We start from the raw sequence: 23,046 nt of genomic DNA, 5'->3' as shown, positions 1-23,046 counted from the left end.
AACTTCACGAAAAGGAAGCACACATGAGTGACAAGCCGCTCGCCGGAATCAAGGTGATCGACTTCACCGGGGTCCAGGCCGGTCCCGCCTGCACCCAGATGCTCGCCTGGTTCGGCGCCGACGTCCTGAAGGTGGAGCGTCCCAACGGCGGCGATGTGACGCGCCGTCAGCTCAGGGACATCGAGGACCTCGACGCGCTCTACTTCACGATGCTCAACAGCAACAAGCGCTCCCTCGCCATCAACACCAAGACCGCCGAGGGCAAGGAGGTCCTGGAGAAGCTCATCGAGGGCGCCGACGTCCTGGTGGAGAACTTCGGTCCGGGCGCCCTGGACCGGATGGGCTTCACCTGGGAGCGCATCCAGGAGCTCAACCCGCGCCTGATCTTCGGCTCGGTCAAGGGCTTCAACGACCAGTCCTCCTGGAACGACCTCAAGGTCTACGAGAACGTCGCCCAGTGCGCGGGCGGCGCCGCCTCCACCACCGGGTTCTGGGACGGCCCGCCGACCATCTCCGGTGCCGCCCTCGGCGACACCAACACCGGTATGCACCTGGCGATCGGCATCCTCACCGCGATCATCGACCGGAACAGGACCGGCAAGGGCCAGAAGGTGTCCGTCTCCATGCAGGACGCCGTTCTCAATCTCTGCCGCGTCAAGCTGCGCGACCAGCAGCGGCTGGAGCGGGTCGGTTACCTGGAGGAGTACCCGCAGTACCCGAACGGCGAGTTCACCGACGTGGTGCCGCGCGGCGGCAACGCGGGCGGCGGTGGCCAGCCCGGCTGGGTGCTCAAGTGCAAGGGCTGGGAGAACGACCCGAACGCGTACATCTACTTCACCGTCCAGGAGCAGAACTGGAAGCGCACCGCCGAGGCGATCGGCCACCCCGAGTGGGCCGAGGACCCGGAGTACGCCACCGCGCGCGCCCGGCAGTCGCACATCTTCGAGATCTTCGAGGAGATCGAGAAGTGGCTCGCGGACAAGACCAAGTACGAGGCCGTCAACATCCTGCGGGAGTGGGAGGTGCCCTGCGCCCCCGTGATGAGCATGAAGGAGATCGCCTACGACGAGGGCCTGCGCCGCAGCGGCACCGTCGTCGAGGTCGAGCAGAAGGAGCGCGGCACCTATCTGACGGTCGGCAGCCCGGTGAAGTTCTCCTCCTTCAAGCCGGACGTCACCGGCGCCCCGCTGCTCGGCGAGCACAGCTCCGAGGTCCTGGTCGAGCTCGGCTACGACGAGGAGACCATCGGCCGGCTGAAGGAGAGCGGCGTCATCGTCTGACCTGAGTCCGACGACGCGGAAGCGGCCGTGGCCTTCGGGCCACGGCCGCTTCGGTATGCGGTCCGCCGGGGCTCAGACCGAGGCCTCGGCCCGTCGCCGCATCAACTCCCGCTCCCGCTCACGGCGAGCGGTCACGTCCCGGATGACCGCACCGACATACGTGCTGCCGTCGGGGCCCGGCAGCAGCACCACGCTGAACTCAATGGACAGCTTGCGGCCGTCCGCCGCCAGCGCGGGCACGTTCAGCAGGTCCGCGTCCCCGTACTTGCTGTACCCCCGCTCCATGGCCTCATCGAAGCCCTCCTGGTGCCGCTTGCGGTGTCGCTCGGGAATGATGACGTCCAGGCTGCGACCGTCCACGTCGGCCGCCGAGAACCCGAAGATGCGCTCCGCACCCCGGTTCCAGTAGCGGATCAGTCCCTCGCCGTCGACGATCACTATGCCGTCGGGCGCCTGGGCGGCCATGCCCAGCACCACATCGGGGTTCAGATCTTCCATGTCGCCTCCGAGCCGGGGCCGTTGGATGGTGATCGAGTACAGGTCGGCAGTATACAGAGGATCGTATACAGGATCCAGGTCTCAACAACTGAGGCGGGACCCCTCCGACGCAGGGGGCGCTCCCCGCCGGTAGAGGTCCCGCCGTCGTGCAGCGGAGGGCCGGTCAGCCCTGGGTGGCCGCGCCCCGCAGGGCGATGCGATCCGCATCCGCGTGCACGTTCATGGGAGTGCCGTCCTGTGGCGGCGAGTCGGGCCGTCTCAAGCGGCGGTCCGGTGGGCGAGGAGGTCGCTGATGGCGTGGACGGTTCTCAGGGTGGGCACCTCGACGCCGGTGATGTCGGCCAGTTCCACGACCGCGGCGAGCAGGACGTCGAGTTCGAGAGGCTTGCCCGCCTCCAGATCCTGGAGGGTGGAGGTGCGGTGGTCGCCGACGCGTTCGGCGCCGGCCAGCCGGCGTTCGATGGAGATCCCGATGTCGCAGCCGAGTGCCTCGGCGACGGCCAGGGTCTCCCGCATCATCGTTTCGATGACTTGGCGGGTGCCGCCGTGGTGGCACATCTGGCGCATGGTGGCGCGGGACAGGGCGCTGATCGGGTTGAAGCTGATGTTGCCGAGCAGCTTGAGCCAGATGTCGTTGCGCAGGTCCTTCTCGACGGGGCACTTGAGTCCACCGGCCTGCATGGCCTCACTGAAGGCCTGACAGCGCTCGGAGGCCGACCGGTCGGGTTCGCCGATGGAGAAGCGGGTGCCTTCCAGGTGGCGGACGACGCCGGGGCCTTCGAGTTCGGTGGCGGCGTAGACGACGCATCCGATGGCGCGTTCGGGGGCGAGCACCGCACTGACCGCCCCGCCCGGATCGACGCTCTCGATGCGCTGTCCGTCGTGGGATCCGCCGTGGTGGTGGAAGTACCACCAGGGGATGCCGTTCTGGGCGGCGATGACGGCCGTGGTGTCGTTCAGGAGCGGCTCGATGAGCGGCCCGCACGCCGCGTACGAGTTGGCCTTGAGCCCGAGGAAGACGTAGTCGACGGGCCCGATCTCCTGTGGGTTGTCGGTGGCGTGGGCGTGGGCGGTGAAGTCCCCGCGGGGGCTGAGGACTTGTACACCGTTGCGCCTCATGGCCGCGAGGTGCGGTCCACGGGCGATGAGGTGGACGTCGGCGCCTGCGCGGTGCAGGGCGGCGCCGACGTAGGCGCCGATGGCTCCGGCGCCGAGGACTGCGACTTTCACTGGGTGGCGCTCCGTTCGGTCGAGGGTGTACCGCGGAACTGTCGAAATCTGTCGACGAAATATTGTCTACAGGATGGAACGTGCGCCAGCAAGAGTTTGGGACGGCACTCCGACGGCCGTCCGTGGCGCGTGGGAAGCACGGGTTGTTTGCTCATCCGCGCTCGTGAGCTGCTGGTACGGCCCGCCGGGAAAGGCCCAACTCCCGGGTGTCCAGCGGTTTGTGCGCCGTAGACTGTAGGCGAAAGCCAATCCATACTTGGCTCTCGCATACAGCGATGACGCTGCTGAGGAGGGCCCGTGATGTTGTCGATGACAGGACTGCCGCAGGGTGCGGTGCCCAAGCTCGAACGCCCCGGCCCACTGCGCGACCGTGTCTACGAGGCGCTGCTCGAACTCATCACGACCCGAGCGCTCCAGCCAGGCCAGCACTTGGTCGAGAGCGAGCTCGCCGGCCACCTCGGCGTCTCCCGGCAGCCCGTGCGCGAGGCACTGCAACGCCTCAGCACCGAGGGATGGGTCGATCTGCGGCCCGCCCAGGGGGCGTTCGTGCATGAACCCACCGAGGAGGAGGCGGACCAACTCCTCACCGTCCGTACGCTGTTGGAGGCCGAAGCCGCCCGGCTCGCCGCGGCCGACGCGGGCAAGGCCGCCATCGGTGTGCTCGAGGAGATGTGCGCGGAGGGCGAGCGCGCGGTCGCCGACGACGACGTGGACCGCGCTGTCGCGATGAACGCCCGGCTCCACGCGAAGATCATGGAACTGGCCGGCAACGCCGTCCTCGCCGAGCTGGCGGCACAGGTCGACCGCCGGGTCCGCTGGTACTACACGCCGGTCGCCCGGCAGCGCGGACAGCAGTCCTGGATCGAGCACCGTGAGCTGATCGCGGCGATCGCGGACCGCGACGAGCAGCGCGCCACGGCGGTCATGCGGGCCCACACGGAACACACGCGGAAGATGTACCACGGGCGCGACAAGTAAGGGTCCGACCGACCCCGGGTACAGGTCCCCGCATGCCCGACGATCAGAGACCCCGCGTCATCATTCCGTCGCTCCTGGTGAGCCCTCGGAAGCGCTCCGCACCGGGGCCCGGAAGCGCCGCCCGAGGCACGGATATGCAGGTGAAAGGCACTCCCAAAGCTTGGTATTGTTGTCCATGTCGCCGCGGGGGAACACCCCGGCCAGGCGGCAGACACCTAGTCCGGGTGGCGGAATGGCAGACGCGCTAGCTTGAGGTGCTAGTGCCCTTTATCGGGCGTGGGGGTTCAAGTCCCCCCTCGGACACCAGCTGAGACCCCTGTTCATCAGGGGTCTTTTGCTTTGGCCCAGGACTGCCGATGTCGCCCACGGCCTGTCGGGCCTCGCTGCGCACCGCCCCCATCCCGGCGACGGTGACCAGCACGATGCCCGCGCTCTGGGCCCACGAGGGCTGTTCGGCAAGGAGTGCGAAGCCGACGACGGTTCCGATGGCGGGTTCCAGGCTCATCAGGGTGCCGAAGACCGGCGTGGGCAGATTGCGCAGGGCGACCATCTCGGCGGCGTACGGCAGGATCGGCAGCAGCAGTGCCGCCAGGGCGGACAGGGCGAAGGCCTGCGGGTCCATGTGACTGACGATGTGACCGGCGTCGGCGAACGGCAGGGTCACCGCGGAGGCCGCCGCCATGGAGACGGCCAGGCCGCCGAGACCGGTGAACTGGGCGCCGACCCGTTTGGTCAGCAGGATGTAGCCGGCCCAGCCCGCCGCCGCCCCGAGCGCGAAGCCGACTCCGGCCAGATCGACCTCACCGCTCCAGGGCCGGGTCAGGGCGAGCACGCCGGCCGCCGCGGTCAGCGGCCACAACACGTCGATCCGGCGCCGCAGGCCCGCCACGGCCACCCCCAGCGGGCCGAGGAACTCCAGGGCCGTGGCGGTGCCGAGCGGGATGCGCACCACGGCCTCGAAGTAGAGCAGGGTGAGCAGTCCGCTGACCGCACCGAGCAGCAAGGCGGTGCCGACCTCACGACGGTCGCGGCCGCGCAGGCGGGGCCGGGCGATGAGCCACAGGACCACTGCCGCCCAGGTCAGGCGCAGCCAGGCGGTGCCCGCGGGCGTGAACTTGTCGAAGAGGTGACTGGAGGTGCCGGCCCCGGTCTGCACGCTGGCCATGGCCACCAGAGCGAGGGCCGTCCCCCGGTAGCGGGAACCTGTGTCCGGGTCGTGCGGGAGTTTCATGAGGCGTGCGCTCCGTCGGCTGGGAGGCCTGCGGGATCGGCGGGGTCCGGCAGGTGGGCGACCAGGGCGGCGACCGGGTGCGCGCCGGCGTCCCCGAGGCCCGCCAGGGCCGCCTCGTGGCGGCCTTCGGCGAGGGCGAGCAGCCACGCGCCGGCCTCGGGGATCCAGGGCACGCCCAGTGCCTCGGCGTCGCGCCGCACGCGCTGCGGTCGGGTGGCCGCCTGCCGGGCGAGGTAGAGCTGGGCGCGATCGGGGTCGACGGCGGGCAGCCTGGTGCGCCGGGCGGCGACGAAGTCGAGCCACGGGGCGTCCCCGTCCTCCAGGGCGTCGCCGAGCAACCCCCGCGCGTCCTCGGTGCGCAGCGGTAGTCCGCCGCGCTCGCACGCCAGCCTGACCAGGAGACGGTCGCCGGACGAGACACCCAACGCATAGGCGTCCGGGGCCTGTCGGGCGAGCAGGCCGGCGTCCTCGCAGCGCTCGAAGGCGAAGCGTACGGCGGGCGCGCTGCCCGAGGTCAGCAGCAGGTGCCACATGCGGGCATCGAGGGCCTGCCAGTCGGCGTCCGCGAACACCGTGAACAGGGCGGGCAGTTCGGCGAAGCGCGCCTCGGACACCAGGCGTCGGAACACCGCGGTGAAGCCCTCGATACGAGGAGCGGGGCGCAGACTGGCGAGGGCCGCGGCCAGGTCGTGCAGAGTGCCGTCGGTGACGGCCTCGGCGACGGCTCGGTGGATCTCCCGGGCGTCGAGGCGGACCTCGACGTCGGCGAGGCGGGCCAGCTTGCGCAGCGGGCCGTGGCGGCCGCTCGCCAGGAGCGCGCGGATGCCGGTGGCCGCGGCGTCCGCGTCGAACCGGACGGGGACGCCGGAGAGTTGACGCATGTAGTCCACGGCGCCGAGGCGGCCGGCGGCCACCAGGACGTTGTACGACCGCAGGACCGTTTCCTCGTCGAGAGCGGGGCGCACCCCGGTCGCCCCGATGATCTGCTCGATGCCGCCCGCGTTGCCGCGTCGCGCCAGCCGGGCACAGGCCCGGTCGATGCGGGCGGGATCCGGACGCCCGGCCGACGGCAGGTGCGCGTACAGGAAGCAGAAGTCGTCGACCACACCCCGCTCCAGTGCCCGGTCGGCCGCGCGGGCCACGGCCTCCGTGGACAGTCCAGTCATGACGGGAACGTATTTGTTCACCTGCTCGAGGACGTATATCTCATCCCTTTCGAGCAGCCATCGCGTCTGCGCGGCGAGGAATTCCGCGGACAGCCGGGTGAGCTTCTCGGGGGCGTCCTCGGACAGTTGCTTGAGAAGATTACGGTACGCGCGCACGGCCCTACCCCGCCAGCGCCAACTGCGCCGGCGTGAAAGGCAGCAGGTGGCTGAAGTCATGGTCGCGATTGAAGCGGACCATGGCCTTGCGCAGTTCGGGGTCGTAGCCCTCGCGGCCGCGGAAGTCGGTGCTCTCGTCGGCGAGTTCCTCGCTCCACAGGCCCGTGTAGACGGGCAGCCCCATGGAATGTCCGGCCACCACGACATCGAAGATTCCCTGAATGGTGGGCGGGGTCCAGTCGCCCGGCTGTGTGGTCTGCTGAAGATAGGAGCCCTCGGCCACATAGGTGGGCGTCAGATAGATCACCAATTCGGTGCCGTGACGGTCGCAGAGCTCTTTCAGGTACTCCATCGTGGCGACGGCCTCGCGCACCCCGTGTTCGTCCGTCATCCGCGGCGCCGGCTTGATCAGGACGTACGAGGTGAGCCGGATCCCCAACTCGCCGAGGAGCGCGACCCGGTCCTCCATCACCCGGCGGGAGATCTTCTTCTTCAGGACCGTCTGCCGGATGAAGTCGTCCTGTGTCTCGAAGCCGACCGTCACGTCGATCCGGGGGGCGTGGGTGGTCCTGGCGATGTGCTCCAGGTAGTCACGCTTGACGTACTCGGGGCGCGTCTCGATGGAGAGGACCTCCAGGTTCTCCATCTCCCGGGCGCGGTGCAGCAGATGGTCGACGGACTCGCGGTGGAAGCGCCTCGGATCGAGAGCGGAGCCCTCGTTGCCGAAGCACAGCTGGCGGAAGCCGTCCAGTTCACCGGCCCTGGAGTCGAAGACGTGGTCGATCTGGTTGTTGATCTGCTCGGCCGTCACCTCGAACGACGCCGAGCGGCTCGGCAGCGCGCAATACGTGCACTGGAACTGGCATTTCGTCGTGTAGAACGACAGGACCAGGTCACGCCTTCCGAGGAACTTCCGGGTGCCGACATAGAGCGGTGTGTTCGGGTCGTGGGTCTCGTTGTTCTCGGGCATCCTCAAACCTCCGTGGGTGTACGGCCGTTCGGCTCCGGTCGGGCGTTCAGCGCCACGGATGCAGAATGATCTTTCCGCATTCTCTGGTGAGCTGGAGTTTCCAGGCCTGCTCGATCTCGTCGAGCGGAAAGGTGTGCGTGATGAACCGGTCGATGAGCGGTCCCGTACGGGAAATGACGTCGAGCATTCCCGGCGCGTGCTGCAGATACAGATCGAGGCTGCCGTAGAGGGTGACGCCCTTCTGGATCAGGTCCTGGTCGACGTGGAGCGACAGTTCGCCGGATTCCCCGAGGAAGGTGACCCGCCCGCCGCGCCCCGCGGCGTCCAGCCCGAACCGCTGGTGGCCGGCCTGCGCCGAGCAGTCGATGACGTGGTCGACGCCCTTGCCCCCGGTGAAGTCCCGTACGGCGGCCAGGGCCGCGTCCGGTGTCCCCAGGTCGACGATCAGCTCCGCGCCCAACTGCCGTGCCAGCTCCCGGCGGTAGGGGCTGCGGCCGGCGCAGATCACCCGGGCACCTCTGGCCTGCCCGTTGATCACGGCGCCGAGCCCCACCTGACCGAGCCCGGTGACCAGGACCGTGTGGCCGGCGGCGACCCCCATGTTCTCCATCGCCGTGTACGTCGCGCCCATCCCGCAACAGGCCATCGCGGCATGCTCGTACGGCATCCCGTCGGGGATTCGCAGCAGCAGACGCTCCCGCTTGATCATGTACTGCGCGAAGCCGCACTCACCCGATTCGCCCGAGCACACCGCGAGGGGGTCCTCGGTGTCGGCGCAGTGCGCGTACCGCCCGGAGACACACAGCGCGCAGCGCCCGCACGGATAGCCGCTGAGCACGACCACCCGGTCACCCGGCCGGAACGGGCTGCCGACACGGGCCTCGACCACCTCGCCGGCCGCCTCGTGCCCGAGGGAGTCCCAGCGGTTGCGGTCGCGGAAGTCCCCGTGTTCGTACGCCAGATGCTCGTTGCACATCGGGGCCGCGACCACCTTCACCAGGACGTAGTCCTCGGCGATGCGCGGCAACGGTTTCTCGATGATCCGGCTGACGCCGGGTCCGTCCAGTGCGGCGACTTTCATGCGTGCCTCTTCGGCCATGGTCGGTGCTCCAGGAGGTCGGGGAGGGCTTCGGTCCGGGCCCGGGGTAGCGCGAACAGCTCTTGTGGCATGCCTGATCGGTGAACCGGGGACGGTGCGCGCGCACCGTGCGCTGCTCGTACGCGACCGGCGCACCGCGGGGTGGGGGTGCGGCCGGCGACCGCCGCCGCCCGGCATTCACGGCACGCGGATCCCGACGCCTTGTCCGGACGCCGGCAGGTGCGGGGTCCCTCGCCGCACCCGGATCCGCTGGAGCGTTCACTTGGATTCTCTGCGGATCCGCTAGGGGACGACTCGACCGACGACGGAGCCCTGGCCCTGACCGTCGGGCGCTGCCGTGCAGCCGCCCTCACCGGGGGGACGGAAAACCGGATGACCCGCCCGTCCCCGTCTCCCTACACTCGCCACGCGTCGCACACCGCCCCCACCGGGCCGGTGCGCGTGACATGACGAGGACCGACGAGTGAGGGGAGACCGGCCGTGTGTGACCGCGCCGCTGTTCTCGTTCCCCCGTCGTCGTACGACGACGTGATCCTCGTGTCCTGCTCCGTCCGGTGCCCGCTGCGCGGCCGGTACCGGATGCCCCGGACACCCGCCTGGCCATCAACTGACCTCGCACGCCCATGTATTGGCGTGCCGTCAGATCAGTCCGGCCCGTCCCGGGAATCGCGCCGCCCTGTCACACGTCATCCGAAAGGCCATGGGCCGTGCGCATCAACCTCGACACCCTCGCCGTCGTCCGCAACCTGGGCATCCTCGCCCACGTCGACGCCGGCAAGACCACCGTCACCGAACGGATCCTCTACGCCACCGGAACCACCCACCGGCGGGGCGAGGTCCATGACGGCACGACCGTCACCGACTTCGACCCGCAGGAGCGCGACCGCGGCATCACGATCTTCGCCGCGGCGGTCAGCTGCGCCTGGGACGGCCACCGGATCAACCTGATCGACACCCCGGGACACGTCGACTTCGCCGACGAGGTGGAGCGTTCACTGCGGGTGCTCGACGGGGCGGTCGCGGTGTTCGACGCCGTCGCCGGCGTCGAGCCGCAGAGCGAGTCGGTCTGGCGGCAGGCCGACCGGTACGGCGTACCGAGGATCGCCTTCGTCAACAAGCTGGACCGCGCGGGCGCCGACCTCGACACCGCCGTCGAGTCCATCCGGGAGCGACTGCACCCGGCCCCGCTGGTCCTGCAGCTGCCCATCGGCACGGAGGACGCGTTCCGCGGGGTCGTGGACCTCGTGCACCTGCGGGCGCTGACCTGGACCGACGGCGGTGACATGGTCGTGGCGGACATTCCCGAGGACCTTCGGGAAGAGGCGCGGCGACGGCGTCGACTGCTGGAGGAGGGGGTGGCCGAACTGCATCCGGCCGCGCTGGAGGAATTCTGTATGCGGTCGACGCTCGACACGAGGACGCTCGTCGACGCCCTGCGCGACCTCACCCGCACCGGCGACGCCGTCGTCGTGCTGTGCGGCTCGGCCTACCGCAACCGCGGGATCGAGCCGCTGCTGGACGCGGTCGTGGCGTATCTGCCGTCGCCGCTCGACGTGCCGCCCGTGCGCGGCACCCTCGGCGACACCCGGCAGGAACGGCCCGCGGACCCGGCGGCGCCGTTCGCGGCGCTGGTGTTCAAGGTGAACGCCACGCCGACCGGGCGGCTCACCTACCTCCGGGTGTACTCCGGAACGATCGAGAAGGGAGACATGGTGATGGACGCGGGCGCGCGGCGCGGCGAGCGCGTCGGACGGATCCTGCGCGTACAGGCCGACCGGCACGCCCAGTTGGACCGTGCGGTCGCCGGTGACATCGTCGCGGTCGTCGGGCTGAAGTCCGCCCGCGCCGGGTCGACCCTCTGCGCGCCGGACGCCCCGCTCGTCCTCGAACCGCCGAGCGTCGCCGAACCGGTCGTCTCCGTCGCGGTCGAGGCCGTCAGGTCCACCGACACCGACCGCCTGGCCTCGGCGCTCGCCAGGCTCGCCGAGGAGGATCCGTCGCTGGTCGTGCGGACCGACCCGGAGACCGGGCAGACCGTGCTGTCCGGCATGGGCGAACTGCATCTCGAGGTCGCGCTGGAGAAGGCGCGGCGGGACCACGGGCTGGACGTCAACGCCGGCCGGCCCCGGGTCGCGCACCGCGAGACCGTCGGGCGCGGCGTGAGCGGACATGTCTTCCGGCACGTCAAACAGGACGGTGGCGCGGGGCAGTTCGCCCATGTCGTCCTCGATGTGGAGCCGCTGGACGTCGACGCCGGGTTCGAGTTCCGCTCGGCCGTGGTCGGTGGACGGGTGCCGCAGGAGTACGTCCGGGCGGTCGAGGCCGGGTGCCGGGACGCGCTGGCCGAGGGGCCGCTCGGCGGGCACCCGGTGACGGGGCTGCGGGTCACCCTCACCGACGGGGCGACGCATGTGAAGGACTCCTCCGACACGGCGTTCCGCACGGCGGGCCGGTTCGGACTCCGGGAGGCGCTGCGCGCCTGCGCGATGGTCCTGCTGGAGCCGGTGGCCGAGGTCACGGTCACGGTGCCCGACGCCGCCGTCGGGGGAGTCCTCGGCGATCTGGCGGCTCGGCGCGGCCGGGTCTCCGGCTCGGTGACGCGGGCCGGCTCGGCGGTCGTCACCGCCACCGTGCCGCTGGCCGAGCTCTTCGGCTACGCGACCCGGTTGCGCAGCCGGACCCAGGGCCGCGGCACCTTCACGGCCCGGCCCACCGGGTACGCGCCGGCGCCGGCGACCGTGGCACCGGCCCAGAGGTAGCGGTACCAGGGCGGTCCCTCTCCCGCAGGGGAGGGGACCGCCCGCTCCGTTCAGGAAATGAACGACCCGGAACCGAGCCGCACGATCCGTCGAACTCCCGCCGCTCAACCCCTTGACGTCCCGAACCCGTGGCAGTTAACTCACGTCCTAAATTAAGCCGTGAGTGCATTCCCTGAAGGGACACCAGGAGCCATGCGCAGCATCCGAGCCGCGGCCGTAGGCGCCGTCACCCTGTCTCTCGCCCTGGCCGCATCGGCCTGCGGAGGCGGTTCGTCGAACGGCGGCGGGTCCAACGACTCGCCGAAGACGCTCACTTACTGGGCTTCCAACCAGGGGGCGAGCATCGAGGTCGACAAGAAGGTCCTCCAGCCCGAACTCGACAAGTTCGAGAAGCAGACCGGCATCAAGGTGAAACTGGAGGTCGTGCCCTGGTCGGACCTGCTCAACCGCATCCTCACCGCGACCACCTCGGGCCAGGGCCCCGACGTCCTCAACATCGGCAACACCTGGAGCGCCTCGCTGCAGGCCACCGGCGCACTGCTGCCGTGGGACGCCGAGAACTTCGCGAAGATCGGCGGCAGGGACCGCTTCGTCGACTCGGCGCTCGGCTCGACGGGCGCCGAGGGCAAGGACCCCTCCGCGGTGCCGCTGTACTCGATGGCGTACGCCCTCTACTACAACAAGAAGATGTTCGCCGACGCGGGCATCGCACAACCACCGGCCACCTGGGCGGAGTTGGCAGCCGATGGCAAGAAGCTCTCCAAGGACGGCAAGTGGGGCCTGGGAGCGGAGGGTTCGAACCCGTCGGAGAACATCCACCACGTCTTCGTCTTCGCCCGGCAGCACGGCGCCGACTTCTTCACCGCCGACGGCAAGCCCGACTTCACCAGCGACGGGGTCGTCACCGCGGTCAAGCAGTACGTCGATCTGATGGCCAAGGACAAGGTCATCGCGCCCGGCAACGCCGAGTACGCCCAGAACCAGTCCGTCAGCGACTTCGCCAAGGGCAAGACGGCGATGCTCCTGTGGCAGTCCGCCTCCGCCAACCTCACGTCGCAGGGCATGAGCGAGGACGACTACGGCATCGCCCCCGTGCCCGTGCAGTCCGGCACTCCGGGCACCGGCGCGCAGGTCAACTCCATGGTCGCGGGCATCAACCTGGCCGTCTTCAAGAACACCGACAACCTCGACGGCGCCACGAAGTTCGTGAAGTTCATGACCGGCGACGCGGAGCAGAAGATCCTCAACACCGCGTACAGCTCGATACCGCCGGTGAAGACGGCCCAGACGGACGGCGCCTTCAACACGCCCGCCAACGCCGTCCTGAAGGACACCCTCGCCAAGAGCGCCGCCGCGCTGCCCCAGGTCGCCGACGAGTCGCAGTTCGAGACGGCGGTCGGCACCGCCGTCAAGGGCTTGTTCGCCGACGCGGCCGCCGGACGCGCCATCACCACCGACTCGGTGAAGGCGGCGCTGGAGAAGGCCCAGCAGCAGATGCCGGCCGCCTGATGACCACCACTCTGGAATGCGCCGAACCCAAGGCGCCGTCCGGCGAGAAGCGCACCCCGCGCCCCGGCCGCATCCGCCGCGTCGGACTGCCGTATCTGCTCCTGCTGCCCGCTCTGCTCCTCGAACTCCTGGTCCACCTGGTGCCGATGGGCGTCGGCATCGTGATGAGCTTCAAGGCGCTCACGCAGTTCTACATCCGCGACTGGGGCACCGCGCCCTGGTCCGGACTCGACAACTTCAAGGTGTCGGTGGACTTCGACGCCCCCGTCGGCGAGGCCCTGCTGCACTCCTTCCTCGTCACCGTCGCCTTCACCCTGCTGTCAGTCACCCTGTGCTGGCTGATCGGCACCGCGGCCGCGGTCTTCATGCAGGACACCTTCCGCGGCCGGGGCCTGCTGCGGGCGCTGTTCCTGGTGCCGTACGCCCTGCCGGTCTACGCGGCCGTCATCACCTGGGTGTTCATGTTCCAGCACGACAACGGCCTGGTGAACCACGTCCTGCACGACCAGCTGCACCTCACCGACAAGCCGTCCTTCTGGCTCATCGGCGACAACAGTTTCTACGCCCTGCTGATCGTGTCGGTGTGGAAGGGCTGGCCGTTCGCCTTCCTCATCGTCATGGCCGGACTCCAGAACATCCCCCGGGAGCTGTACGAGGCGGCCGCCCTCGACGGCGCCGGTGTGTGGCAGCAGATCCGCCGCATCACCCTGCCGTCGCTGGGCGCCGTCAACCAGGTGCTGATCCTGGTCCTGTTCCTGTGGACGTTCAACGACTTCAACACCCCGTACGTCCTGTTCGGCAGGACCGCCCCCGAGGCCGCGGACCTCGTCTCGGTGCACATCTACCAAGCCTCGTTCGTCACCTGGAATTTCGGCACCGGTTCCGCCATGTCCGTACTCCTGCTGCTGTTCCTGCTGCTCGTGACGGGCGTCTACCTCACCGTCACCTCGCGCGGACGGAGGGCCTCGCGTGCGTAACTCCCCGATGGCGCCGCCGCGTTCGTTCCTCTGGTCCCGGCGGATCTTCCTCACCCTGCTCGGCGGCTTCGTGCTGGTACCGGTGTACGTGATGGTCTCCAGCTCGCTGAAGCCCCTCGCGGATGTCACCGGCGAGTTCCGCTGGATACCGAGCGAGCTGACGATCCGCCCGTACATCGACATCTGGTCCACGGTCCCGCTCGCCCGGTACTTCGTGAACTCGCTGATCGTGGCGGGCGCGGCGACGGTCTGCTCGGTGGTGATCGCGGTCTTCTCCGCGTACGCGGTGAGCCGCTACGACTTCCGCGGCAAACGCGTCTTCACGGTCACCGTCCTGTCGACGCAGATGTTCCCGGGCATCCTCTTCCTCCTTCCGCTGTTCCTGATCTACGTCAACATCGGCAACGCCACCGGCATCGCCCTGTTCGGCTCGCGCGGCGGTCTGATCCTGACGTATCTGACCTTCTCCCTGCCGTTCTCGATCTGGATGCTGATCGGGTACTTCGACTCGGTGCCGCGCGACCTGGACGAGGCGGCGCTGGTCGACGGCTGCGGGCCGCTGCGGGCGCTGTTCCGGGTCGTGGTGCCGGCCGCGATCCCCGGCATCGTCGCGGTCGCCGTCTACGCCTTCATGACCGCCTGGGGCGAGGTGCTGTTCGCGTCGGTGATGACCAACGACACCACCCGCACGCTCGCCGTCGGACTCCAGGGCTACTCCACGCTCAACGACGTGTACTGGAACCAGATCATGGCCGCCTCGCTGGTCGTCAGCGTGCCGGTGGTGGCCGGCTTCCTGCTCCTGCAGCGCTACCTCGTCGCGGGGCTGACGGCGGGTGCCGTCAAGTGACTTACCTCGAAAGGGATTTCGTGACCATCGACCTCACCGCACTCCCGCACGACTTCCTGTGGGGCACGGCCACCTCGGCGTACCAGATCGAGGGAGCCGTGGCGGAGGACGGCCGTTCGCCGTCGATCTGGGACACCTTCTCGCACACCCCCGGGAAGATCGCCCGCAACGACCACGGCGACGTCGCCTGCGACCACTACCACCGCTGGCGCGAGGACATCGCGCTCATGCGTCAACTCGGCACCAATGCCTACCGGTTGTCGATCGCCTGGCCGCGCGTGCTGCCGGGCGGCGACGGACCGGTCAACGCCAAGGGCCTCGACTTCTACGACGAGTTGATCGACGGCCTGCTGGACGCGGGCATCACCCCGTCCGTCACCCTCTACCACTGGGACCTGCCCCAGGCGCTCCAGGACCGGGGCGGCTGGCCCGAGCGGGAGACCGCCGAGCACTTCGCCGCGTACGCCTCGGTCGTGGCCGCGCGTCTGGGCGACAGGGTCGGCCACTGGACCACGCTCAACGAACCGCTGTGCTCCGCCTGGATCGGCCACCTCGAAGGCAAGATGGCCCCCGGGCTCACGGATCTGACCGCCGCGGTGCGCGCCTCGTACCACCTCCTGCTGGGCCACGGACTGGCGACCCAGGCCATCCGGGCGGCCGTCCCCGCCGCCGAGGTCGGCATCGTCAACAACCTCTCCACCGTGCACCCGGCCACCGACCGTCCGGAGGACATCGAGGCCGCCCGCCGGATGGACGGCCACACCAACCGCTGGTGGCTGGACCCGATCCACGGCCGCGGCTTCCCGGAGGACATGCGGAACCTGTACGGCGTCGAACTGCCCTCAAAAGAAGGCGACTTGGAGACGATCGCCGCCCCGCTGGACTGGCTCGGCCTCAACTACTACTTCCCGGCCACCGTCGCCGACGACCCCAGCGGCCCGGCCCCGCACGCCCGTTCCGTACGCCGCCTCGGCGTGCCCCGCACCGGAATGGACTGGGAGATCGACGCGAGCGGCATCGAGACCCTGCTGCTCCGCCTCACCGACGAGTACGGCGCCCGCAAGCTGTACGTGACCGAGAACGGCTCCGCCTACCCGGACGTCGTACGCCCCGACGGCACCGTCGACGACCCCGAGCGGCAGGACTACCTGGCCGGCCACCTCGCCGCCTGCGCCTCCGCCGCCCGCCGGGGCGCCCCGCTGGCCGGCTACTTCGCCTGGTCGCTGCTGGACAACTTCGAGTGGGCCTACGGCTACGACAAGCGTTTCGGCCTGGTCCACGTCGACTACCGGACCCAGGCCCGTACCGTCAAGGGCTCCGGACACCGGTACGCGGAGATCATCCGTGCCCATCGGGGACGCGCGCGGCACGCGGCCTGAGCAGGCGGGCGGCGGGGACGGAGGCCCTCGGCCAAGGGGCCCTGGGGCGGGGTCGCACCCCCGCCCCGGGGCTCTGCCGTCCCCGGTGCCGCCGGAGCCACACTTAATACGTTGCCGCAGGCCAGGCCTGATGAAAGCCTCACGCCATGCCCACCTTCACCACCCCCGACGGCACCACCCTCGCCTACCTCGCGACCGGCGAGGGACCGCCCCTGGTCTGCCTCCCCGGCGGCCCGATGCAGGCCTCGGCCTACCTCGGCGACCTCGGCGGCCTCAGCGCCCACCGCACCCTGATCCGCCTGGACCTCAGAGGCACCGGCGACTCGGCGATCCCCGGGGACCCGGCGTCGTACCGCTGCGACCGTCAGGTCGACGACGTCGAGGCACTGCGCGAGGAACTCGGCCTGGACCGCCTGGACGTACTGGCCCACAGCGCGGGCGCCAACCTGGCCGCCCTCTACACGGCCCGCCATCGCGACCGCGTCGCACGCCTCGCCCTGATCACGCCGAGCGTCTACGCGGTCGGCATCGCCGTCACCGCCGAGGACCGCCTGAGCACGGCCCGTCTGCGCCGTGACGAGGAGTGGTTCGCCCCGGCGTACGCGGCCCTGGAATCCCTCAACGCGGGCCGTCCCGCCCCCGGCGCCTGGCAGGCCGTCGCCCCCTTCTGGTTCGCCCGCTGGGACGAGGCGGCCAAGGCGGTCCGCGCGGCCGAGGACCAGCAGCGCAACGACGAGGCGGCGGCGGTCTACGGCTCCGAGGGCGCCTTCGACCCGGAGGCGACGCGGGCGGCGCTGGCCGGGTTCGCCGGGCGGGTGCTGGTGCTGGCCGGGGAGGTGGACGTGGCCGGGCCCCCGCGGGCGCTGGCCGAGTACGCCGGGCTCTTCCCGGAGGCCGAGTCGGTGGTCCAGGAGGGGGCGGCGCACTTCCCCTGGCTGGACGACGCACGGCGGTTCGTGGCGGAGACCGCGAGGTTCTTCGCGTAGATCGCGTTGTCAGTGCTGCCTGTCATGATCCGGGACATGCTCTACGACGACGTGGTCCGGGCGCTGACCGACCCTGACTTCGCACTCGACGTCCGCGCGGCCGACCTCTCGGGACTCTCCGACGAGGAGGTCGGTGATCTGCTCGCGGCGGCCTACCGGGCCCGGCGCGGGGCCACGGACGCAATGAAGGGGGCGCGGGTGGCGGTGCACCAGGCGGTCAGGGACAGCGAACCGCGCTACACGCCCGACGCGTGCCGCCGGATGTTCGAGGCGGTCGTCGCCTGTAGCGAGGACCCTGACGACGTGGTGAGCCTCCGGCCGGTCGTGGACGCGCTGACGCACTGCACGGGGCCATGGCCCGACCTTTCCGGCCCGGCCCGTGCCTTGACCGATTTCCTGGTGGAGAAGGGGGACGCCACCCATCCGTACTCGCTGCTCATGGTGGCGAGTCTCGGGGGCGGCGAGGCGCTGCGGACGGCGGCCGACCTCCTGCGACGCGACGGCGGAGCCATAGCCATGGACGGGATCGATGTCGTCATCGGCCTCACTCCCGCCGAGCGGACAGTGCTCGTGCAGGTCGACGGGCTCAACACCTACGACCCCCCGCCGAACGCACCGGACCTCTGGCGGCAGGTGGCCGGCATCCCGGCCTACGTCGCCTTCGCCCGCCGTGCGCTGGAAGCGGCGGCCGACCGCGCCGACGCCCTCCAGCGCGGCGAGGTCCCCTACCGGGCCGACAAGGCGTTCACGCCCCGCGAGGTCGACATGCTCGGACAGGCCGCCCGGATGGCCCTGCTGCGCGACGAGCCCTGGCTGCCGGACCTCCTCGACCGGCTGCTGCCCGGCATCGCCGTCGCCCCGACGTCCGCGAAGACGGTCCCCTCGCAGGCCCTGCTGTACGAACTGGTCCGCGCCGCACGGGACTTCCCGACGCCGGAACTGGTCACCGCGATCCGCACCGCCCGCTCGGTGACCCGCCACGCCGGAATTCCCCGGCAGCTCGACAAGCTGCTCAAGCAGGTCGAGCCGGCCCTGGCCGAGCGGAACGAGGTGGCCCTGCGGCTGTCGAGGGAGGGTTTCGACGACGACGGTGTCCTGCGCAGAGAGGCGGGCGGCGGGTACACGGCCGTCGTCACGGTCACCGAGACCGCCCACCTGACCTGGGAGAAGGACGGCCGCCCTCTGAAGAGCGTCCCCGCGCCCGTCCGTCGCGACCACGCCGGCCTGGTCAAGGAGCTGCGCGACCTGGTGAAGCGGGTGGACATCCAGCTCGGCACCCTCGCCCGGGCGCTGGAGGGCGGGTTCACCGTCGACGCCGTCCACCCGTACGGCTGGTGGCGCGCGGAACTGGCCGGGCATCCGCTCGCCCGGTCCGTCGTACGCCGGCTGATCTGGGAGATCGAGGTCGCGCCCGGTCGGTGGCGGGCGGTCCTTCCGTCGACCGAGGACCTCCCCGACGCGCCCGACGACGCCTCCGTCCGGCTGTGGCACCCGATCCGCTCCGACGCCGACACCGTACGGGCCTGGCGGGACCGGCTCGTCGACGGGCAGCTGAGACAGCCGTTCAAGCAGGCGTTCCGGGAGATCTACCGGCTCACCCCGGCGGAGGAGGAGACCCGCGTCCACTCCCTGCGCTTCGCCGCCCATCTCGTGCACTACCGCCGGATGTTCGCGCTGTTCCGGGCCCGGGGCTGGACGAGCCGGCTGCTCGGACCGTGGGACGCCGGGGACGGGGACGCGGCCCTGCGGGCCCTGGGCGCGGGGGAGTGGCGGGCCGCCTTCTTCCACACCTACGTGGACTGGGCGGACGGCGACGGAGTGGCCTCGACCGACCGGGTTCGCTTCGAGCGCCGGGTGGCCGGCGCCTGGCGGGAGGCGCCCCTCGCGGAGGTGCCGCCGCTGGTGTTCAGCGAGGCGATGCGCGACGTGGACCTCTTCGTCGGCGTGACCTCGATCGCCGCCGACCCCGACTGGACCGAGCACGGACCGGCCCGCGCCTACTGGGAACGGGCCGGGTTCGCCGAGCTGAGCGAGAGCGCCGAGGCCCGCCGCGACGCCCTCGCGCGGATCCTGCCGCGCCTGAAGATCGCCGACCGGTGCACCCTCGACGGCCGCTTCCTGGTGGTCCGCGGCGGCCTCCGCACGTACCGCATCCATCTCGGCTCGGCGAACATCCTGATGGAGCCCGACAACTCCTATCTGTGCATCGTCCCTTCACGCGGCAAGGCCGCCGGCAAGGTCTTCCTGCCGTTCGAGGACGACCGGCTCACCGTGATCCTCAGCAAGGCCCTGCTGCTGGCCGCCGACACCGAGATCACCGACCCGTCCATCCTCATGCAGGTGGGGAAGGGGAGAGCGGGCTGACGGGGCGCGGAACCGCCGTCGGGGGGCGACGGTTCCGCGCGGGCGGGTCAGCAGTCCCTGAACTCCGGCGACTGGTTGAGGATCTGTGAGCGCGTCGAGGTGAAGCGCGCGTAGGTCTCGCTGTCCTGCGCGCCCGGCCGGAACGCCGCCACCCGGTGGCAGTTCTGGAAGGCCAGGGCCACCCCGAAGTGCCGCTCCAGGCTGCCGCGGATCGCGTCGCTGGCCAGGGCCCGCAGCAGCTGACCGCGCTCCTTCTCGGACGGCGGGGGCGTCTGGTTGTCGGTGAACTCGGCCTTGCCGTCGTGGAGTTCGACGGCGAGAGAGGCGATCAGGTCGTAGGCGTACGGGAGGGACGTGCGGACGGTGTCCACGAAGTCCTCCTCGCGGACGGCGCCGTTCTCGGCTTCGGCGAGGAGCTTCGGGGAGACGTCGAGAGACATGAAGGTGCGTGTCCTGTCTGTGCGTTGAGTGGGGGGGTGAGGGGGAAGGGGGTGTCAGAGGAGGGAAGCGGGACCCGGTACGAAGTCGGGGTCGACCTGGGCTGCCAGGTCCTCGCCCGCCCAGGCCCGGGCGTTGCGCAGATGGAACTCGACGGCGTGGCGATGGAGCGTCGCCCAGTCGCGGGGACAGGCGTCCACCGCCTCGCGCAGAATGTTCAGGGCATGCCGGTTGTGCGGCTCCAGGGACTCCGGGCCGCCCTGTGCGCGGCCCTGTTCGACGGCCCGTACGAACGGTGAGTGGACCAGGTGGGTCAGCAGGTCGTCCCCCACCTCCTCCTTGAGGAAGAGCAGATCGTCCTCGCCGGTCACCTTGTTGCCGACGACGGCGATCCGGATGCCGAACTCACGGGCGTGGTCGCGGTACTGGCGGTAGACCGAGACGCCCTTGCGGGTGGGTTCCGCCACCAGGAACGTGAGGTCGAAGCGGGTGAAGAGACCGGAGGCGAACGCGTCCGCGCCCGCCGTCATGTCCACCACCACATACTCGCCGGGACCGTCGACGAGATGGTTGAGGTAGAGCTCCACCCCGCCGAGCTTGGAGTGGTAGCAGGCCACCCCGAGGTCGCTCTCCTCGAACTCGCCGGTCACCATCAGCGGCACGTCGCCGACGTGCCGGACGTGCCGGGTGTGCAGTTCGTCGTCGCCGAGCAGGGTCAGCAGCCGGGAGCCGCGGCCCGGCGGAGTGGTCTTGATCATGGCCTCGGCGGAGGCGATGCGCGGGTTGGTGCCGCGCAGGTGGTCCTTGACGGCGTTCAGGTGTGCGCCCAGCGGAGGGGCGGCCGGCAGTTCCCCGTCGTGGCCCAGCGCCTCGGCCAGATGCTGGTTGATGTCCCCGTCCACGGCGAGCACGGGAGCGCCGGACCGCGCGAGGTGACGGGAGAAGAGTGCCGACAGGGTGGTCTTGCCGCTGCCACCTTTGCCGACGAAAGCGATGCGCATCAGCACCCCGCCCTTTCGGATAAGCGCTTTTTGAAAATGGATGTCATGTCGGTAGATTTGTAGGGCGTCACCGCGGCGCTGTCAAACCGCCACCCCCGGGAGGCGGTGATCAAGCCCCTCCGCTTAATGCATATGATGCGCAAGTGCGTGACTACAGCATCAGGGCCGCGGGCCCGGACGACCTCGACGGTGCGCGAGCCGTGATGCTCGACACCGTCTACCGCGACTTCGGTTCCGGATATGTGCCCCGCTGGCACGGCGACATCATCGACCCGGCCACCGCCTACCTCGTCCCGGAGCGCCACACCCTCCTCGTGGCGCTCGACCCGCACAGCGGCGAGGTCGTCGCCACCGGCGCCCTGGACTCCCGGGGCCCGGCCCACCCGCCGAATCCGCGCCATGTCGCCGAGCGCTACCCCTCGGGGCGGACCGCACAACTGCGCCGCGTCTACGTCCGACCCGAGCACCGCAGGCGCGGTCTCGCCCGGCGGCTGGTCGCGGAGCTGACGGAGTTCGCCGTCGCCGAGGGCGGCTACCGCTCCGTGTATCTGCACACCGACCCGGCCGTCCCGGGCGCCGAAGCCTTCTGGCGATCGCTCGGCAAGCTCGTGCACGACGAGCGCGAGGACCCCGAGGGCGCGTCCGGCGTCCTGCACTTCGAGATCCCGATGGGGCGATGACCCGAATGACCCGACCGCGCTTCCTCCTCGCCCTCCTCATCGCCCCAGCCCTCACCGGCTGCTTCGCGTCCGAGGGCTCGGGCGGTTCGTCCGACGACGTCGGTGACGGCTCCCGGCTGCGGGTCGCCCTCGCCTTCCCGCCCGCCGAGAACCTCTCCCCGTACGGCGCCGACGCCACCCTCCTCAGCCGCCTCGGCGTCACCGAGGGCCTGACCGCCCTGGACGCCAACGGCGCCGCGGCCCCCGCGCTAGCGGCGTCCTGGACCCGGGAGAACGACCGCACCTGGCTGTTCACCCTGCGCGAGGCCGTCTTCCAGGACGGCACCGACGTCACCCCGGCCACCGTCGCCACTGCCCTCACCCACGCCACCGAGGCCCGGCCGGCCCCCGCCGCCCTCTCCGGCGTGACCCTCACCGCGAAGACCGAGGGCACCACCGGCGTCCGGGTCACCACGAAGGACCCCGACCCCGTACTGCCGCTGCGGCTGTCCAGCCCCAGCCTCGCCGTCCTCTCCGCGAAGGCCTACGGCAGGACGGACCGCGTCGACCCGGTCGGCCACGCCACCGGCCCCTTCGAGCTCACCAAGGTCATGGGCGCCACCGCCGCCACCCTCGACCGCTACGACGACTACTGGGGAGGCCGCGCCCAGGCTCCGGGCATCGACGTGAAGTTCGTCGCCGACGGCACCGCCCGTGCGAGCGCGCTCCGCACCGACCAGGTCGACCTCGCGGAGGCAATCCCCGTCGCCCAGGCCGCCACCCTCGACAAGGGCATCCGCAAGGCCACCGCCACGACCCGCACCACGAGTCTGCTCCTCAACACCGAGTCGGATGTGTTCCAGGACGTCGGCCTCCGGGCCGCGGCACGGCAGGCGGTCGACACCTCCGCACTCGCCGAGGGCGTCTACGAGGGGTACGCCGACGCCGGCACCGGCCTCTACGGACCCGCCGTGACCTGGGCCGAGGGCAAGCGGACCGAGCCGGCCGGCCGGGCGAAGGCCACGGATCCGGACGGGGCCACGATCACCCTCGCGACGTACGACAACCGGCCCGAACTCCCCGAGGCCGCCCAGGTGCTGAAGCAGCAGCTGGAGAAGGCCGGCTTCGAGGTGAAGCTGGAGGTGCGCGAGTACTCGCGGCTGGAGAGCGATGTGCTGGCGGGCACATTCGACGCCTTCGTCGGTGCCCGCAACAGCCTCCTCGACACCGGCGACCCCGTCTCGCTCCTCGCCGGCGACTTCACCTGCGACGGCAGCTACAACCTGGCGCTGCTGTGCGACAAGGACGTCGACAAGGCGGTGCGGAAGGCCGAGCGCGTCACCGACACCGCCGGGCGCCAGGACGCCGCCATGGCGGCCGAGGCGAAGATCCTCGGCACCGACGCCGTCGTCCCGCTGGTCCACCAGCGCGTCATCACCGGCGTCGGCCCCAAGGTCGGCGGCGCTCTCCTCGACCCGTACGAGCGCACCCTCGTCGGCCTCGGCACCCGGCGCTGACG

At 70.6% G+C, this 23,046-nt stretch carries 18 protein-coding genes, 1 tRNA gene and 1 pseudogene; 12 read left to right on the top strand and 8 right to left on the bottom strand.

The features are described 5' to 3' along the window. Positions 1–23: 23 nt before the first annotated feature. Positions 24–1,280: a formyl-CoA transferase gene (gene frc / locus QF037_RS10115; RefSeq protein WP_307023783.1), complete on the top strand. Its 1,257-nt coding sequence runs from the start codon at positions 24–26 to the stop codon at positions 1,278–1,280. A gap of 72 nt (positions 1,281–1,352) precedes the next feature. Here the strand turns inward: frc and QF037_RS10110 are convergent, their stop codons facing one another. Then, a complete protein-coding gene (locus tag QF037_RS10110; RefSeq protein WP_307023781.1) occupies positions 1,353–1,778 on the bottom strand; it encodes a PAS domain S-box protein in 426 nt (141 codons plus the stop codon). Between the two features lie 258 nt (positions 1,779–2,036). Beyond that, positions 2,037–3,008, bottom strand: a complete 972-nt coding sequence (locus QF037_RS10105) for a 2-dehydropantoate 2-reductase (protein WP_307023779.1) — start codon at positions 3,006–3,008, stop codon at positions 2,037–2,039. A gap of 300 nt (positions 3,009–3,308) precedes the next feature. On the opposite strand from QF037_RS10105, the gene QF037_RS10100 reads away from it, so the two are divergent. Both QF037_RS10100 and QF037_RS10095 read left to right on the top strand, forming a co-directional pair. Continuing rightward, positions 3,309–3,986, top strand: a complete 678-nt coding sequence (locus QF037_RS10100; protein WP_307023777.1) for a GntR family transcriptional regulator — start codon at positions 3,309–3,311, stop codon at positions 3,984–3,986. A 218-nt stretch (positions 3,987–4,204) separates the two neighbouring features. Further along, positions 4,205–4,292: transfer RNA gene (locus tag QF037_RS10095), tRNA-Leu, on the top strand. Between the two features lie 157 nt (positions 4,293–4,449). Here QF037_RS10095 and QF037_RS50925 read toward each other — a convergent pair. From QF037_RS50925 to QF037_RS10075, 4 genes and pseudogenes are all read right to left on the bottom strand, one after another. Next, positions 4,450–5,151 (bottom strand): annotated as a pseudogene (locus QF037_RS50925) (EamA family transporter); the annotation flags it as partial. Positions 5,152–5,213: 62 nt separating this feature from the next. Continuing rightward, positions 5,214–6,539, bottom strand: a complete 1,326-nt coding sequence (locus QF037_RS10085; RefSeq protein WP_307023774.1) for a hypothetical protein — start codon at positions 6,537–6,539, stop codon at positions 5,214–5,216. Positions 6,540–6,543: 4 nt separating this feature from the next. After that, entirely contained in the window at positions 6,544–7,509 is a 966-nt protein-coding gene (locus QF037_RS10080; RefSeq protein ID WP_307023772.1) for a hypothetical protein, read from the bottom strand. Positions 7,510–7,555: 46 nt separating this feature from the next. Beyond that, positions 7,556–8,608, bottom strand: coding sequence for a zinc-dependent alcohol dehydrogenase (locus QF037_RS10075; protein WP_307023770.1), 1,053 nt, complete (start codon positions 8,606–8,608; stop codon positions 7,556–7,558). Positions 8,609–9,315: 707 nt separating this feature from the next. On the opposite strand from QF037_RS10075, the gene fusA reads away from it, so the two are divergent. The 7 genes from fusA (at position 9,316) to QF037_RS10040 (ending at position 19,429) form a co-directional block, all read left to right on the top strand. Further along, positions 9,316–11,367 (top strand): elongation factor G, encoded by a 2,052-nt coding sequence (gene fusA / locus QF037_RS10070; protein WP_307023768.1) that lies wholly within the window; start codon positions 9,316–9,318, stop codon positions 11,365–11,367. Between the two features lie 192 nt (positions 11,368–11,559). Continuing rightward, a complete protein-coding gene (locus QF037_RS10065) occupies positions 11,560–12,876 on the top strand; it encodes an ABC transporter substrate-binding protein (RefSeq protein WP_307023766.1) in 1,317 nt (438 codons plus the stop codon). Further along, on the top strand, positions 12,876–13,853 hold the full coding sequence (locus QF037_RS10060; RefSeq protein WP_307023764.1) for a carbohydrate ABC transporter permease: 978 nt from the start codon (positions 12,876–12,878) through the stop codon (positions 13,851–13,853). The genes QF037_RS10065 and QF037_RS10060 overlap by 1 nt, the downstream gene beginning before the upstream one ends. A gap of 7 nt (positions 13,854–13,860) precedes the next feature. Beyond that, positions 13,861–14,700 carry a carbohydrate ABC transporter permease gene (locus QF037_RS10055; protein WP_307037086.1) on the top strand — a complete coding sequence of 280 codons (840 nt, stop codon included), beginning with the start codon at positions 13,861–13,863 and terminating at the stop codon, positions 14,698–14,700. Between the two features lie 20 nt (positions 14,701–14,720). Beyond that, the gene (locus QF037_RS10050) at positions 14,721–16,079 is read left to right on the top strand and encodes a GH1 family beta-glucosidase (RefSeq protein ID WP_307023761.1); all 1,359 of its coding nucleotides are present in this window, start codon (positions 14,721–14,723) and stop codon (positions 16,077–16,079) included. Between the two features lie 146 nt (positions 16,080–16,225). Beyond that, the gene (locus QF037_RS10045; protein ID WP_307023759.1) at positions 16,226–17,065 is read left to right on the top strand and encodes an alpha/beta fold hydrolase; all 840 of its coding nucleotides are present in this window, start codon (positions 16,226–16,228) and stop codon (positions 17,063–17,065) included. Between the two features lie 36 nt (positions 17,066–17,101). Continuing rightward, entirely contained in the window at positions 17,102–19,429 is a 2,328-nt protein-coding gene (locus tag QF037_RS10040; RefSeq protein WP_307023757.1) for a DUF4132 domain-containing protein, read from the top strand. A 47-nt stretch (positions 19,430–19,476) separates the two neighbouring features. Here the strand turns inward: QF037_RS10040 and QF037_RS10035 are convergent, their stop codons facing one another. Together QF037_RS10035 and QF037_RS10030 are read right to left on the bottom strand one after the other, a co-directional pair. Next, positions 19,477–19,869 (bottom strand): SCO5389 family protein, encoded by a 393-nt coding sequence (locus tag QF037_RS10035; protein WP_307023755.1) that lies wholly within the window; start codon positions 19,867–19,869, stop codon positions 19,477–19,479. A 54-nt stretch (positions 19,870–19,923) separates the two neighbouring features. After that, entirely contained in the window at positions 19,924–20,868 is a 945-nt protein-coding gene (locus QF037_RS10030; protein ID WP_307023753.1) for an ATP-binding protein, read from the bottom strand. A 143-nt stretch (positions 20,869–21,011) separates the two neighbouring features. Here QF037_RS10030 and QF037_RS10025 point away from each other — a divergent pair, with 143 nt between their 5' ends. Next, positions 21,012–21,548, top strand: a complete 537-nt coding sequence (locus QF037_RS10025; protein ID WP_307023751.1) for a GNAT family N-acetyltransferase — start codon at positions 21,012–21,014, stop codon at positions 21,546–21,548. Positions 21,549–21,553: 5 nt separating this feature from the next. Continuing rightward, positions 21,554–23,044: an ABC transporter substrate-binding protein gene (locus tag QF037_RS10020; RefSeq protein WP_307023748.1), complete on the top strand. Its 1,491-nt coding sequence runs from the start codon at positions 21,554–21,556 to the stop codon at positions 23,042–23,044. The last annotated feature ends 2 nt before the right edge of the window (positions 23,045–23,046 follow it).

Origin of the sequence: Streptomyces canus, assembly GCF_030815415.1 — a bacterium.
Lineage (GTDB): Bacteria > Actinomycetota > Actinomycetes > Streptomycetales > Streptomycetaceae > Streptomyces > Streptomyces canus_F.
The sequence above is the reverse complement of the archived record's forward strand: the minus strand, read 5'-3'. Positions and strand labels throughout refer to the sequence as shown.

Excerpts from the sequence above, each read along its gene's own strand:
- QF037_RS10040 (WP_307023757.1), top strand. The coding sequence starts at position 17,102 with ATGCTCTACGACGACGTGGTCCGGGCGCTGACCGACCCTGACTTCGCA.
- QF037_RS10020 (WP_307023748.1), top strand. The coding sequence starts at position 21,554 with ATGACCCGACCGCGCTTCCTCCTCGCCCTCCTCATCGCCCCAGCCCTC.
- QF037_RS10110 (WP_307023781.1), bottom strand. The coding sequence starts at position 1,778 with ATGGAAGATCTGAACCCCGATGTGGTGCTGGGCATGGCCGCCCAGGCG.
- QF037_RS10035 (WP_307023755.1), bottom strand. The coding sequence starts at position 19,869 with ATGTCTCTCGACGTCTCCCCGAAGCTCCTCGCCGAAGCCGAGAACGGC.
- QF037_RS10100 (WP_307023777.1), top strand. The coding sequence starts at position 3,309 with ATGTTGTCGATGACAGGACTGCCGCAGGGTGCGGTGCCCAAGCTCGAA.
- QF037_RS10055 (WP_307037086.1), top strand. The coding sequence starts at position 13,861 with ATGGCGCCGCCGCGTTCGTTCCTCTGGTCCCGGCGGATCTTCCTCACC.
- QF037_RS10030 (WP_307023753.1), bottom strand. The coding sequence starts at position 20,868 with ATGCGCATCGCTTTCGTCGGCAAAGGTGGCAGCGGCAAGACCACCCTG.
- QF037_RS10080 (WP_307023772.1), bottom strand. The coding sequence starts at position 7,509 with ATGCCCGAGAACAACGAGACCCACGACCCGAACACACCGCTCTATGTC.
- QF037_RS10060 (WP_307023764.1), top strand. The coding sequence starts at position 12,876 with ATGACCACCACTCTGGAATGCGCCGAACCCAAGGCGCCGTCCGGCGAG.
- QF037_RS10045 (WP_307023759.1), top strand. The coding sequence starts at position 16,226 with ATGCCCACCTTCACCACCCCCGACGGCACCACCCTCGCCTACCTCGCG.
- QF037_RS10065 (WP_307023766.1), top strand. The coding sequence starts at position 11,560 with ATGCGCAGCATCCGAGCCGCGGCCGTAGGCGCCGTCACCCTGTCTCTC.
- QF037_RS10075 (WP_307023770.1), bottom strand. The coding sequence starts at position 8,608 with ATGGCCGAAGAGGCACGCATGAAAGTCGCCGCACTGGACGGACCCGGC.
- frc (WP_307023783.1), top strand. The coding sequence starts at position 24 with ATGAGTGACAAGCCGCTCGCCGGAATCAAGGTGATCGACTTCACCGGG.